General features: G+C 59.8%; 10 protein-coding genes. 4 read left to right on the top strand and 6 right to left on the bottom strand.

Annotated elements, in window-relative coordinates:
* Positions 1-362 precede the first annotated feature (362 nt).
* Positions 363-791 (bottom strand): hydrogenase/urease maturation nickel metallochaperone HypA, encoded by a 429-nt coding sequence (locus I2E13_RS05130; protein WP_195404380.1) that lies wholly within the window; start codon positions 789-791, stop codon positions 363-365.
* Between the two features lie 194 nt (positions 792-985).
* On the bottom strand, positions 986-3,763 hold the full coding sequence (locus tag I2E13_RS05125) for an FAD-dependent oxidoreductase (protein ID WP_195404379.1): 2,778 nt from the start codon (positions 3,761-3,763) through the stop codon (positions 986-988).
* A gap of 188 nt (positions 3,764-3,951) precedes the next feature.
* On the opposite strand from I2E13_RS05125, the gene I2E13_RS05120 reads away from it, so the two are divergent.
* The 3 genes from I2E13_RS05120 to I2E13_RS05110 all read left to right on the top strand — a co-directional run bounded on the left by I2E13_RS05120 (position 3,952) and on the right by I2E13_RS05110 (position 7,425).
* Positions 3,952-4,614, top strand: coding sequence for a TetR/AcrR family transcriptional regulator (locus I2E13_RS05120; protein WP_195404378.1), 663 nt, complete (start codon positions 3,952-3,954; stop codon positions 4,612-4,614).
* Between the two features lie 62 nt (positions 4,615-4,676).
* Positions 4,677-5,684: a DUF5692 family protein gene (locus I2E13_RS05115; RefSeq protein WP_195404377.1), complete on the top strand. Its 1,008-nt coding sequence runs from the start codon at positions 4,677-4,679 to the stop codon at positions 5,682-5,684.
* A 238-nt stretch (positions 5,685-5,922) separates the two neighbouring features.
* A complete protein-coding gene (locus tag I2E13_RS05110) occupies positions 5,923-7,425 on the top strand; it encodes a hypothetical protein (RefSeq protein ID WP_195404376.1) in 1,503 nt (500 codons plus the stop codon).
* 44 nt (positions 7,426-7,469) lie between these two features.
* Here the strand turns inward: I2E13_RS05110 and I2E13_RS05105 are convergent, their stop codons facing one another.
* The 4 genes from I2E13_RS05105 to I2E13_RS05090 form a co-directional block, all read right to left on the bottom strand.
* Positions 7,470-8,822 (bottom strand): ATP-binding protein, encoded by a 1,353-nt coding sequence (locus tag I2E13_RS05105; RefSeq protein ID WP_195404375.1) that lies wholly within the window; start codon positions 8,820-8,822, stop codon positions 7,470-7,472.
* Between the two features lie 205 nt (positions 8,823-9,027).
* Complete coding sequence (locus I2E13_RS05100; RefSeq protein WP_229057829.1) at positions 9,028-9,213, bottom strand: hypothetical protein; 186 nt, start codon at positions 9,211-9,213, stop codon at positions 9,028-9,030.
* A 134-nt stretch (positions 9,214-9,347) separates the two neighbouring features.
* A complete protein-coding gene (clpB, locus tag I2E13_RS05095; protein ID WP_195404374.1) occupies positions 9,348-11,975 on the bottom strand; it encodes an ATP-dependent chaperone ClpB in 2,628 nt (875 codons plus the stop codon).
* A 183-nt stretch (positions 11,976-12,158) separates the two neighbouring features.
* Positions 12,159-12,830 (bottom strand): hypothetical protein, encoded by a 672-nt coding sequence (locus I2E13_RS05090; RefSeq protein WP_195404373.1) that lies wholly within the window; start codon positions 12,828-12,830, stop codon positions 12,159-12,161.
* A gap of 234 nt (positions 12,831-13,064) precedes the next feature.
* Between I2E13_RS05090 and I2E13_RS05085 the strand changes: the two genes are divergently transcribed.
* Complete coding sequence (locus I2E13_RS05085) at positions 13,065-13,733, top strand: hypothetical protein (RefSeq protein WP_195404372.1); 669 nt, start codon at positions 13,065-13,067, stop codon at positions 13,731-13,733.
* The last annotated feature ends 217 nt before the right edge of the window (positions 13,734-13,950 follow it).

The following is a 13,950-nucleotide window of genomic DNA, read 5'->3' as shown; positions in this document are numbered from 1 at the left end:
TTTGTCTACGTATTCCCTACACGACATTAAGGAAGTATACCTGTTTAGTTTGTGTAATTAAGGCTAAATTCGCAAAAGGTTGGATTATTTGTTTAAACGTCTAGGTTTGTTACAAGTTGATTACGTTACTGCTTTTTGACTCATTACACGCCAAGGCGTCGCTCATCAAGCCATGCATTTTACAGATACAAGCAGACTGTTCATTAATATCGATTTTAGGCAAGCGCGAATGCGCTTGTACTGCCGCTATTTTGTTTAAAAAGACATAACTTGACTATTAGCATGACTTATGTAATAGCGCAAGTAGTCGTTGGGGACGTTCTTAAACGGCTAGTCATTTAAGAACGTCCCCAACGACCAAGTTAGGCGATGTGGAGGGGGTTGGCGGCGTCGACGGCGTCGGGGGCGTCAGAAGGACCGTCGGGGGCAGCGTCTGCCGGATCCTCGTCGGGGGTCTCAATCTGCTTGATCATGACCTCTTGGCCCTGGAGCAGATAGGTATCGCCACTGCCGCAATGGGGGCAGGTCTTGCCGTGCTCGACTGTCGCATAGTCGCGGCCGCACGCCTCGCAATGCGTCACGGCCTCGACGGGCTCCACGATAAGCTCCGCGCCCTGCGTGATGGACTTTTTATCTGCCGCCCAGCGCCAAGCGTCGAGTAGTAGATCGGGAACGATGCCCGAGACCTCGCCCAGCAGCAACGTCACGCTCGAAACGCGACTCACGCCATTGGCGCGCGCCGCATTCTCGACATCGCGAATAATGTGATAGACAATTCCGAGCTCGTGCACTTTTAATTCCTTCCGCCGTTCTAACGAACGGCGGTCGGCTTGACGCTGCGCGAGCCCCAGACGGACGATCTGCCTTTCAATCGTCGGGCATGGGCAAAAGCCCTATGCCCTCCTCTTTCAAGGCACCTCGCCACGCCTGGGACTCGCTCGCTGTCCAACCGCTCTCTGCGCCGTTCTCCTACTTGTTGCGTTTCTTACTTCCTACCAAATTTAATCTTGATGGCGCGCTTGAGTGCGTACTTACCCAAGCTCGGAAGCTTTTGCTCGTATTTGACCATCGTGGAGCACTCGGGGCGGTCGCGATCCAGGTGGATAGCGTCAAACGCGCACTTGGTGGTGCACAGGCCGCAGCCGATGCACTTGTTGGGGTCGACGATCGAGGCACCGCAGCCCAGGCAACGGGCGGTCTCGGCGCGCACCTGCTCTTCGGTAAAGGTCTCGACGTACTCGCTAAACGGCGCGGCCTTCTCGCGCTCGCGGTCCACATGGGCAACCTCGCGGCTCGCGTTGTCGTAGCTCTCGATCACGACATCGTCGCGGTCGAGCGCGGTGTAGCGGCGCTGGTTGCGGCCGATCGTGAGCGTGGAGCCCGGCTGCACAAAGCGATGGATGGACACCGCGGCCTCGTGACCGGCGGCAATGGCATCGATGGCAAAGCTGGGGCCAGTGTAGACGTCACCACCCACAAAGATGTCGGGCTCGGCGGTCTGGTAGGTCTGGGGATCGGCAAGGGCACCCTGACCGCGGCCAAGCTCCACCTTGGAGCCAGCCAGCAGGTCGCCCCACACAATGGACTGGCCGATCGACATGACCACACGGTCGGCATCGACACGACGTAGGTCGTTCTCATCGTACTCGGGCGCAAAACGGCCCTCGTCGTCAAAGACGCGCGTGCAGCGCTTGAAGGTGATTCCACACACGCGACCGGCCTCGTCCAGGTGAACCTCCTTGGGACCCCAGCCGCAGCTGATGTGAGCGCCGTCCTCGATGGCCTCGCGACGCTCTTCCTCGCTGGCGGGCATCTGCGCCTCGTTCTCCAGGCAGAACATCTCAACGTGCTCGGAACCCAAACGGCAGGCGTTGCGCGCGACATCGATAGCCACGTTGCCTCCGCCCACCACGATGGTGCGGCCAGGCAGCGCGTCAATCTTGCCACTGTTGACCTCGCGAAGGAAGTCGACGGCCACGATCACGTCCTCGGCATCCTCGCCCGGAATGCCGGCAAGGCGGCCGCCCTGGCAGCCAATAGCCACGTAGAAGGCCTTAAAGCCCTGCGCGCGCAGCTCGTCGAGCGTCACATCACGACCGACCTCCACGCCATAGCGGAACTCGGCACCCATCAGGCGAATGACCTCGACCTCGGCCTCGATAACGTCTTTCTGCAGCTTAAAGCTGGGAATGCCGTAGGTAAGCATACCGCCCGGGCGCTCGTTCTTCTCGAACACGACGGGCTTGTAGCCCTTCTCGGCCAGGTAGAAAGCGCAGGACAGGCCGGCCGGACCGGCACCGATAATAGCGATCTTCTGGTCGAAGCCGCCGGCACGCGTCGGGGTCACCACAGGTGGGACATAGCGGGTCGCGGCATCCAGATCGCGCTGGGCGATGAACTTCTTGACCTCGTCGATAGCCACGGCGGCGTCCACACGACCGCGGGTGCAGGCATCCTCACAGCGGCGGTTGCACACGCGGCCGCAGATTGCGGGCAGCGGGTTCTCGCGCTTGATGAGCGCCAGCGCCTCGTCATAGCGACCCTGAGCCGCGAGCTTCAAATAGCCCTGAACGGCAACGTGCGCGGGGCAGGCCGTCTTGCAGGGAGCGGTGCCGGACTCATGCGTCTCGATGCGGTTGTCGTTGCGGTAGTTGGGCGACCACTTGGTGTGGTCCCACTTGGTGGCATCGGGCAGCTCCTGGCGCGGATACTCGGGCACCTGTCCGCCGGCCTTTTTGCTGCAGAGCTTCTGGCCAAGCTTGGCGGCGCCGGCCGGACACACCTCAACGCAGCGACCGCAGGCCACGCACTTGTCCTTCTCGACCTTGGCGACATAGGCCGAGCGCGACAGGTTGGGTGTGTTGAACAGCTGCGAGGTGCGCAGGGCGTAGCACACGTTGACGTTGCAGTTGCAGATGGCGAAGATCTTGTTCTCGCCGTCGATGTTGGTGATCTGGTGCACAAAGCCGTTGTCCTCGGCCTGGTGCAGGATGTCGTAAACCTCATCGCGGGTCACGTAATGGCCACGATCGGTCTCGACCACGTAGTCGGCCATATCGCCCACGGCGATGCACCAATCTGCCGGGTCGTCGGCGCAGCCCTCACCCATCACGCGACGGCTCGCGCGGCAGCTGCAGGTGCTAGCGGCATACTTACCCTCGCATTTGTCGAGCCAATGCTCGATATGCTCAATAGGCACCGAGGTGCTCGCGGCGTCAATGGCCTTCTCGACCGGAATGACGTGCATGCCGATACCGGCGCCTCCGGGCGGCACCATCGGCGTGGCCTTGGACAGCGGGCCTTTGGATGCCTGCTCAAAGAACTTGGCATAGACCGGATGCTCCTCGAGCTGGCTCACGCGCATGTTGAGGAACTCGGCAGAACCCGGCACCAGCATGGGCAGCACCCATTGCTTGGCGCGCTCGGGGTTTTCCCAGTTGTACTCGAGCAGGCCCGTGTAGCTCATGTCGTCGAGCATCTTCTCGATATCGGCCTCGGGCATGCCGGTGATCTTGACCATCTCGGGCAACGTGTAGGGACGGCGCATCTTCATCTTGCAGAGCACCTCGGCCTGCTCGTCGGTCGCGGCCTCGGCAAACGACCAGTACTCGTAGCCCAGCAGCTCGTCGCGGTGCAGCAGGCGGTTGGTGCAATGCTCGCACAGCTTGACGATGGCCTCGCGCGGATGCTCCGGCAGCGGCGGCACGAACTCCGCGCCGATATCGGGCTCGGTGTAGCTAATCCCCGGTCCGTTGAGAATCATGGTTGTCCCTTCTCTTGCCGCAGCCCGACAGGCACGCAGCGCCCCTCTTGTTACGGGCTCGACATGCCCCCATGCCGTTCGCCCGCTATTGTTGACATTGTGTCAAAAACAGTATTGACGAACCGTCAACAATATTCAAGACTGTTAGGCAAACGGTCGGACTCAAACGGGTGAAAGGCGGCAAACGCATGAGCGATACCACATCGAATATCTCTGTAACCGACACCGTCCCCGCACCCGACAGCGCGGCAAAGCGCCTGACGGGTGACGAGCGCCGTCGCGAGATTCTCGCCGCCGTGCGCGACGTGAGCTCCGAGCTGGGCGTATCCCATCTTTCGGTATCGGCCGTGACCAAACGGGCCGGCTGCACGCGCTCACTGTTCTACCACTACTTTGCCGATATGGACGCCGCCGTCACCGCTGTTATGGACGAGGCGATCGACGGCTTTATCTCCGAGCTCGAGCAGTGGAACGCCAGCCGCACGGTTGGCGACATCGAAGGCGCGCTCGACACCGTCGCTCCACTCTTTAAGCGTCTGGTCGTGAGCGGCCACGAGCTGCCGAGCACGCTCACCTCGAGCAGCGGCGCGCTCTACGGCGGCTTTCTGCACAATGTGGTCCAGCGCGTGGCGCAATACATTTGCGACACCACCGTGGTGGACTTTGTCGCCCATCACGACCTGCGCATCGACCATGTTTACGAGACGTTCTACACCCTCATCATGGGACTGTTGATGTATATCCGCACGCACCCCGATGTGCCCGACGAGACGGTCAAGGAGATTATCGCCTCGACGCTCCACATCGAGGGCTACACCGCCAAGTATCCCGAGCGCAAGCCCAGGAACTGACGACATTTTGCCAAACTGCCCGCGACGGAAGAGGGGACGCGGGCGCATGAAAGGAGAGCAGCATGCTGTTCGATGTTTGGGGTAGCGATACCCTTATCCACTGGGTCGGCTGGGCGATGGTCTTTATCGGCCTGATCGTGCTCAACGAGGTCGGCCGCCGCACCAAGCTGGGCGCGGCAATCATCTTTGGCGTAGCTCCGCTTGCCATGACCATCTACTGCGTCGCCATCGCCATCGGCGTCTCACAGGGCGCCGAGTGGGCGCTCACCAACCCCACCCATGTGTACCAGAACAGCTGGTTCCACTACGCCAAGGTATACGCGGCGCTGGCCGGTTGCTGGGGCTTCATTGCCATTAAGTATCAGTGGGGCAAGATCGGCAAGGCGCATTGGTTCCGCGCGTGGCCGTTTGTGATCGTTGCCATCAACATCATGATCGCCGTCGTATCCGACTTCGAGAGCGCCTATCACTTCTTTGTCCTGGGCGAGTCCACCTGGGTCACCTCCGAGGGCGCCACGCAGCTTGCCGGCTGGAACAACGTGTTCAACGGCATCGCCGGTATCATCAATATCTTCTGCATGACCGGTTGGTGGAGCGTCTACGCCTCCGAGGATCAGACCGACATGCTGTGGCCCGACATGACCTGGGTCTACATCATCGCCTACGACATCTGGAACTTCTGCTACACCTACAACTGCCTGCCCACCCACTCCTGGTTCTGCGGCTTTGCGCTGCTGCTGGCGCCCACCGTCGCCGCCTTTGTCTGGAACAAGGGCGGCTGGATCCAGAACCGCGCCTTTACGCTGGCTATTTGGTGCATGTTTGCCCAGGTGTTCCCCTACTTCCAGGAGGAGTCCATCTTTGTGACCCACTCCACGCTCGACCCCGGCGCCGCTACCGCGGTCTCGATCGCCGCACTGGTCGCCAACGTCGCCGCGATCATCTACATCGCCTACCGCGCCAAGAAGCTCGGCCGCAATCCCTACAAGCAGGATGTCTTTGAGGGCACCAGCGATTGGGAGAAGGCCACCGCTCGCCGCGCCAAGGTTGACTACGCGCACGCCGAGTAACATGTTGGCCGCTGTTGGCACTTGGGCATAGGCCCGCTCACCAGGCCTTTCAATCCAATGTCTCGCAGAGCCCCCGAAAAGCGTTTCGCTCGCTTTCCGGGGGCTTTTTGTCGTTGCGCCTCTATTCATCTATTCAAAAACACGCGCATATATAAAATCGGATTTCAAATCATGCGGCGGCTCTATGGAGCCCCGTTTTTGGGTACAGTGTTGTCCCGATATCGAGCTTGGGGGATATATGAAAGATGAGACGACGGGCCAAGAGGATGCGGCCCAAGATGCAGAAGCGTGTGCCGAGGCCCTGGAGAGCCTAGACCAGATCGCGCTGGCCGAGATTGCGTTTGACGATTCGAGCGTTGATGTGCAGGATGAGCCGGAAATCGAGGCGCAGCCCGATGATCAGGATGCAAAAGACGATGGCGCCGCGCCCACCGAAGATGAGGCTGGGCACGAGGAATCCGAATGCGAGGCCGACGACCAGCCCGAATCCGACACGAGCGAGGAAACCATCTTGCTCGACAGCTTGCCGGCCGAAGATTCGCTGACCCGCGAGCTCCCTGGCTTAGGCTCCGCGCCTGCCGTGGACGAGACCATCGCCATGGGCGATATTCCCCTACCGTCCGTTCCTTCGGCACATGAGGCCGAGGTCCGCCATCGCAAGATGTCGCCCAAGCGCCGCAATCTAATGGTCGCCGGCGCTGTGGCCGTCGCGCTCGTCGCCGGCGGCGCAGGCTACGCAGCCTGGAACGGATACCGGCAAGAGCAGGCTGCCATCGCCGCCGCCAATGCCCACACGATGATGTCGGTGCAGATTGGCGTACATGCCGCGGGCCTCGACTGTTCCACCGGCTCCAAGATTCCCGTACAGGTGAGCGGCCAGGATTCTGACGGCTCCTCTGTGAGCGAAACACTCTATGTTGACGAGCACGGCCGTGGCATCAAACTGCTACCCGGTGACTACACGCTCTCCATTGCCGCTTCCCCCATCGCATCCGACGGCACCGTCTATACCGTGCCGACCACCAAGGCGCAGGTCACGATCAAGAGCGACGGACAGGACCTAAGCAGCCAGGCCGCCTTTAAGCTCAAGGTGCCTTCGGCCGACACGGTAACCGACGACCAGATCGATGCCGCCGCCAAATATGCCGAGGAGGGAGGCGCGAGCTCCGCCGCCACCGCCAAGGTGCTCCAGCAGGCGGCAACCGCGCGGCGCGACGCCGCCGTCAATGCCGTGAGCGCGCAAAAGGCACAGGCGGCCCGTGATGCCGACGCCCGTCACAAGGCAACCGACCTCTACCAGCTCGATATCCCCGTCGAGTGGTACGGCAAGGTCGAGACTTGGCAAAATGGCAGCACGCTATGCATCTATCTTGCCGACGACAGCGATACGCCGATTGTGACGCTCGTCGCGGTGCGCGAGGGCGAGAGCTTTACGCCCGATGAGGGCGATACGGTTTTGGGTGCGGCCAATCTAGGCAACGGTTATACCGTCTACGCCAGCGGCCCCGTCTATCCGTACGTGGTGCCCCAGACCATCAACGGACGGACGCAGAATCCCGTGTCAACCTACCCCATGGATACGGCGATTGAGCTTGTCGAGCTCACGACCGGCAACCGCTACACCTATAGCCAGATCAAGAACGTACTGGTCGGCAAAGACGGCAAGGCAGACGCCGCGACCAAGCTCGAGACCGACTACCTCGCCCAGATTCTCCTGCCGAGCATCAAGGCCCAGGACTAGCGGACCATGACACCTGAGTCCTGGCCTCGCAAATCCATAGACGATTAGGAAAGGAGCCACTTCCATGCGGGCGCAGCATGTACCACGCCGTGTTTGCATGGAATATCGGCCTGCTCATCCATGGTAACGATTGCCGACTCGCCAAGATCAAACTGGGCCATCGCGACATCGAGCGCGGCAATTTCGCGCTCGCGCGTTTTCTCGCTTGTCATATCCACACTTACCTGAATCAGGCCGTAAGCCTGCATGAGCAGTGCATCCCCAGCCACAAAGTCCACCTCATGGCTTTTATTCTTATCTTTAATCAGCAGGCGGCAAACCGAACCGGGCCGCACGGCGGGGGTCCTTCTTCTGAGCGCATTGAACACCGCGGTCTCGAGCCTCTGACCCTGATCCAATGCCGATGCGGGGGAGAACGCTCCGAACATCGCGGGATCAACGGCGTAGACCTTAGACGCAGACCGCGTATTATTTGCAAGCGAACGCGTGAACTCCGGCACCGAAAACAGCAGGCAGGCGTCCTCGTAATACTCAAGTAAGTCGCTGAGCGTATTTCGACTGACGGGTATCTGTCTGCTCTTGAACTCGTTGTACACTTTGTTCACTGACAGCTCTCGTCCCGAAGATGCCATGCACCGCGCCAGAAACAGCGAGGCCAAACGGGGGTTCTTGACGTCGTAACGTTCAACGACGTCCATGGCGACCGTTCGCGACGCATATTCCTGTAGCAGCTGAATCGCGTCTGCGGGCGTCTGCTCAAGTGTCGCGATGAATCCCCCTCGCTCGAGATATCCGACCAGATGGTGTCGGAGCAACGCCGCATCGCTCGAGGAGAAGGGTGCGTTCGACTCAGGAACGCTCCCCGTCTTATATCGGACGTATTCCGAAAAACTCAACGGAAAAAGCTCTCGCACAAGAGAACGGCCCCTGAACTCGCTCTTAAGTTCTGAGGACAGCATCTTAGAAGAAGATCCCGTCACGTAAACGGTCGCCTTCTCCGTATCGACCACGCGTCGCAGAAACGCACCCCATTCGGGTATTTCCTGGATCTCGTCAAAGAAAAGGTAGGCGCCCTCGCCTCGAGCAGCAGGATATAGTGCATAGAATGTATCGAGCACGTCCGCTAGTAGCGATGGCTCATACGGACGCAAGCGCTCATCCTCAAAATTGAAATATAGCATCCGGTCAAGCTCGACGCCTTGGCCCTGAAGCCGCCGCATCTCCTGATACAGGCGATACGTCTTTCCACAACGACGGGCGCCCACAATCACATATACGATGTTGTCGCGCTTTGGCTCCTGCGGGGTGCCTAGATCAAGGTCGCGCTCAAAGACCTGCGGAATCCCCTGTTGCTCAAAGTCCTTTATTTTTTGAGCCACCAAGTCGTTGAATGCCATAATTCTCCAATCTTGCTCTCCTGCTAATCAAGATTATAACGATTCTTGATTAGCAGGAGAGCAAGATTATGCGTATCTTGATTAATGGATAAGCAAGTTTTCTATTAGTGGCCCCTCCCGGAGGATATCGAGCGGCCGAGGGGGCAGGCATGAACGCCTCTAGCCGAAAACAAAGTAGCTAAAAACCCCGTCCCAAATGAGCTACTTAACGCCAGGGGTCGGCTTCGAAGAGGGGCTCGCGCTCGGGGCGACGATCGCTATAAGGATCGTAGCCGTCGTCATCCTCGTTCTCGGCACGGATGTAGGGGTCGCGCGGCTTGGGTGCCGGCTTAGGCGCAGGCTTGGGTGCGGCATCGGTCGTCGACGTGTTCGTCTTGTTCTTGTCTATCATCTGCATATCTCCTTGCCGTGCAATCGTGTTCAACATCATCGATTGTCGCACGAAAAAGGGCGGCGGACCCCATTGGATCCGCCGCCCTTGGCGTTTAGAGACGGCTGGCAGATTTTAAGGCATGTCCCATAAATCTACTCGGCGTCGGGGACCTCGTAGGTGGCCGCCGGCGTGTTGTCGCACACGACGGTAAAGCCGCCGTCCTTGTCGGCATCGACCGTCACCTGATCGCCCTCGCGCACCATGCCGTCGATGATGGCGGCGGCGATGGCGTCCACGACCTCGCGCTGGACCAGGCGCTTGAGCGGACGGGCACCGAACACGGGGTCCAGGCCACCCACGGCGAGCATCTGCTTGGCCGCCGGGGTGATGGCAAGCGTCATGCGCTCCTTGGCCAGACGCGCGCGGACGTCGGCAAGCTGGATGTCGACGATCTTCTCGATCTGCGCCATGCCGAGCGGATGGAACACCACGATATCGTCGATACGGTTGAGGAACTCGGGGCGGAAGGTCTGAGCCATGGCGGCGTCGACCTGATGGCGCATCTCCTCCTCGTCCTTACCGGACAGATCGGCGATGGCCTTGGAGCCCACGTTGGACGTCATGATGATAATCGTGTTCTTGAAGGACACCTGGCGACCCTGGCCATCGGTCAGACGGCCGTCATCAAGCACCTGCAACAGCACGTTAAAGACATCCGGATGAGCCTTCTCCATCTCGTCGAGCAAGATTACGGAGTACGGACGACGGCGCACGGCCTCGGTGAGCTGGCCGCCCTCGTCGTAGCCCACGTATCCCGGAGGCGCACCGATCAGACGCTGGACGCTGAACTTCTCCATATACTCGGACATGTCGATACGCACAAGCGCGCGCTCATCATCGAACAGGCACTCGGCCAGCGCCTTGGCGAGCTCGGTCTTGCCTACGCCGGTGGGGCCCAGGAAGAAGAAGCTGCCGATGGGCTTGTCCGGATCGGAAAGGCCCGCACGGCTGCGGCGCACAGCTGCGGCGACGGCGGAGACGGCCTCGTCCTGGCCAATGACGCGCTTATGCAGCTCGCCCTCCAGGCCCTTGAGCTTGTCGAGCTCGCCCTGCATCATCTTGGACACGGGCACACCGGTCCAGGCGCTCACGACCTCGGCAATCTCGTCGGAGGTCACCTGCTCGTTGAGACCCTCGCCGTCCTGCTGCTTTTGCGCCTCGAGCGCGGCCTCGGAATCCTGAATCTGCTGCTGCAGACCCGGAATCACGGAGAAGCGCAGCTCGGACGCACGACCCAGGTCGCCGTTGCGCGTCGCGCGCTCCTCTTCGCTCTTGGCCTCGTCAAGCTGGCCCTTAAGCTCCTGCACGTGGTCGATGGCGTTCTTTTGGTTGAGCCAGCCGGCCTTTTGCACGTTGAGCTTTTCCTGGACCTCGGCAATCTCCTGGCGCAGGGCTTCCAGACGCTCCTTGGAGGCGTCATCGGTCTCCTTCATGAGCGCCTGCTCCTCGATCTGCAGCTGGGTGAGCTGACGCGTGGTGGCGTCGATCTCGACCGGCATGCTGTCGAGCTCCATGCGCAGGCGGCTTGCGGCCTCATCGACCAGGTCGATGGCCTTGTCGGGCAGGAAGCGGTCAGCGATGTAGCGATCGGAGAGGTCGGCGGCGGCCACGAGCGCGCTATCGGTGATATGCACGCCGTGGAAGATCTCGTACTTCTCCTTGAGGCCACGCAGAATCGAGATGGTGTCCTCGACGGTGGGCTCGGAGACCATCACGGTCTGGAAACGTCGGGCGAGTGCCGCGTCCTTCTCGATGTACTTACGGTACTCGTCGAGCGTGGTCGCGCCGATCGCATGCAGGTCGCCACGGGCGAGCGCAGGCTTGAGGATGTTGCCGGCATCCATGGAGCCCTCGGTGGCACCCGCGCCCACGATGGTGTGGAGCTCATCGATGAACAGGATGACCTTACCCTCGGATTTTTGTACTTCCTTGAGCACGGCCTTCAAGCGGTCCTCGAACTCGCCGCGGTACTTGGCGCCGGCGACCAGCGCGCTCATGTCGAGCTCGATGAGGTCACGGTCGCGCAGGGTGCTCGGCACGTCGCCGGCCACGATACGCTGGGCGATGCCCTCGACGATGGCCGTCTTGCCGACGCCCGGCTCGCCGATGAGCACGGGGTTGTTCTTGGTGCGGCGCGACAGTACCTGGATGGTACGGCGAATCTCGTCGGTACGGCCGATGACCGGGTCGAGTTTGCCGGCGCGGGCAAGGTCGCAGATATTGCGGCCGTACTGCTCCAGCGCCTCAAACTGGGTCTTGTCCTCGGCAGACGTCACGCGGTCATCGCCGCGCAGCTCCTCGTAGACCTGCTCGATACGCTCCTTGGTCACGCCGGCGTCGCGCAGCACACGACCAGCCTCGCCCTTGTCCTCGGCAAGCGCCATCAGCAGATGCTCGGTCACCACAAAGCTGTCGCCCATCTTGGTGGCCTTTTTCTCGGCCTTCTCGATGACGCGGACGAGCTCGTTAGACAGGCCCATCTGCTGACCCTCGCCCGAAACCTTGGGCGCGTGGTCGATGGCATCTTGTGTGGAGCGTACGAGCTGGGCCGGGTCGGCGCCGATGCGCTCGATGATCACGGAGATATTGCGCTCGCCGGCACCGAGCAGGGCGGACAGCAGGTGAATCGGCTCCACCGCGCCGGCCTGCGCGTCGGCAGCCGTACTCATGGCGGTCTGCAACGCCTCGCGCGACGTCATTGCTAGCTTATCGATTCTCATGGAATCACCTCTCTTGGGGTGGCCGCCCTACGGGGCGGCTTCACGTTGTTCGAGAAGTATTGTTGCCAGCTTTGCGCGATTATATACATAAATCTAAGTCTCTATATATAAGATTTTTTGAGTGCTCTCATGACATGCGAATCACCACAAAGAGGACAGGCACCTTTGTGGTGGTCGCGGTCTCTACTCCTTCGCCGAACCCGTACTTCCCGATTCGACGGTCCAGGGCATCTCATCCTCGAACAGCCATGTACGGGCAGACCCACTATCGCGTGCAGCCTGCGGGTCAGGCAAGCAGGTCTGTTTATAGGCATCTTGGATACACTGACCCATAAAATCGTTGAGCTCGGTCTGGTCGCCCTCCATGACATAGGCGACATCGCCGTCCATGATGTAGATGCCCGGCCCCTCATTGCCCTCGTAGCCCGGATCGTACGAGACATCACATAACTTTGCGCCGTTTGCAGTGTCCAGCTCGATGGAAGAGTGGCATCCGCCAACCATGTCGTTCGCTTTTGCCCGATAGGACGCATATCCGTACCAACGCTTAAATGTTTTGCCCTTGAGTAGCTCGGACGCCCTATCGATCAGGCTTGTATCCGTGGTATAGCGCATGGCCCCAAGCTGAATACGCGGATAATTACTAATGCCCAGCGCAGCCGGTTGCTCATCAAAATCAACGGTAATGGTCTCGGGCTTGTCGTCGCCGGTCAGAAGTTCGACAGATTGAGTCACAGGCTTGACCACCGGCTCCGTCACCGCAGCAGGTAGAAACGCCATGCCGACAGCGCCCATGCCAACCACAGTGATCGCAAGCGCCAAAACAATCAATCCAATACGGGCAGGACTTCTCACAGCAAAGCACCTCGCAACGCAAACCTTCGCTACCTGCACTAATGATATCGCCAGCCAGCACTATTACCAAAAGAAGCCGCGCGCTCCTCACCACCACAAAGGGGACAGGCACCTTTGTGGTGGTTTTCGACGCTAACGGTCGACCATCTCGCGCCATGAGATTAAACTTGAATTGTTCTCTGAACATATCCATTTCTGCCTATCCTCAACAGATCTTTGTCTCGAGGAGCGCATATGAAGCCGTCTCATTCCACCGGTCGCAACGTCATTACCATTTTCGCCATACCCATCGCGATGTTCTTCTTTATCGTCGTCACGCCCTTTTCCCTCGGTATCGCCTCGCCCTTCGATTTATGCGGAATGGTCGACGCTGGCTCGCGTGCCACCTCGCTCTCCTTTATCTGCCGCGGTGTTTTCTACGAAGATAGAATTCCCACCGGACTTTGGCAGTCCAAGTTACCGTTGCTCGGCCAGGTCGACGGATGCTCTCCTTATTTCTGCCTTGACCCTCAGGCGATGAATTATCTGATCGACGACCAGCCACTCGACTCCATCACCCTCGCCTACGACTACGCACCAAACACCGATGAGCGCCACATGAACCAAGTCCTCGACAAGATGCTTGGACAGTGCGGGCTCACCGAGGAGGCCGGTCGAACCATCTATAGCAACCAGAAATTAAAGCGAACAGAACTCCGCCGTGTCGGAAAAATCAAAGGGCGAAACGGGGCCGCCTACTGGGATGCCTGGGCAACACGCGACAAGGGCGAATTCGGACACAGCACCTATACGGTCACTGTCTACACCAAAGACGGAATTAAGGACAATGTTGACGATTTCGCGTCATCCAAACTCGGCATCCCCAAAACAACCAAACCCGTCAACCCAGATGAAATCCTGTAGAGGCGCTTATTGGAATGTCGCTCAACGTGCACACCGACATTGAGCTCACCCCCACCACCACAAAGGTGCTTGCCCCTTTGTGGCGGTTTTCGGCAAAAAGAAGCCGCCCCAATAAAAAGAGGCGGCATCAAGCAAGTCTATTTATTAGCGTCCCTCAAGACCCAACAAGAACGCAGAAATGTAGCCCGGGGCTTACCCTTTCCCGAACGCGACCCTC

This window comes from Collinsella aerofaciens (genome assembly GCF_015554145.1).
Taxonomy (GTDB): domain Bacteria; phylum Actinomycetota; class Coriobacteriia; order Coriobacteriales; family Coriobacteriaceae; genus Collinsella; species Collinsella aerofaciens_AA.
Note: the sequence above shows the minus strand (reverse complement) of the source record. Positions and strands in the feature narration are given on the sequence as shown.

Bases quoted from the DNA above. Each gene is read 5' to 3' on its own strand.
- I2E13_RS05125 (WP_195404379.1), bottom strand. From the start codon at position 3,763: ATGATTCTCAACGGACCGGGGATTAGCTACACCGAGCCCGATATCGGC.
- I2E13_RS05120 (WP_195404378.1), top strand. From the start codon at position 3,952: ATGAGCGATACCACATCGAATATCTCTGTAACCGACACCGTCCCCGCA.
- I2E13_RS05085 (WP_195404372.1), top strand. From the start codon at position 13,065: ATGAAGCCGTCTCATTCCACCGGTCGCAACGTCATTACCATTTTCGCC.
- I2E13_RS05100 (WP_229057829.1), bottom strand. From the start codon at position 9,213: ATGATAGACAAGAACAAGACGAACACGTCGACGACCGATGCCGCACCC.
- clpB (WP_195404374.1), bottom strand. From the start codon at position 11,975: ATGAGAATCGATAAGCTAGCAATGACGTCGCGCGAGGCGTTGCAGACC.
- I2E13_RS05115 (WP_195404377.1), top strand. From the start codon at position 4,677: ATGCTGTTCGATGTTTGGGGTAGCGATACCCTTATCCACTGGGTCGGC.
- I2E13_RS05105 (WP_195404375.1), bottom strand. From the start codon at position 8,822: ATGGCATTCAACGACTTGGTGGCTCAAAAAATAAAGGACTTTGAGCAA.
- I2E13_RS05110 (WP_195404376.1), top strand. From the start codon at position 5,923: ATGAAAGATGAGACGACGGGCCAAGAGGATGCGGCCCAAGATGCAGAA.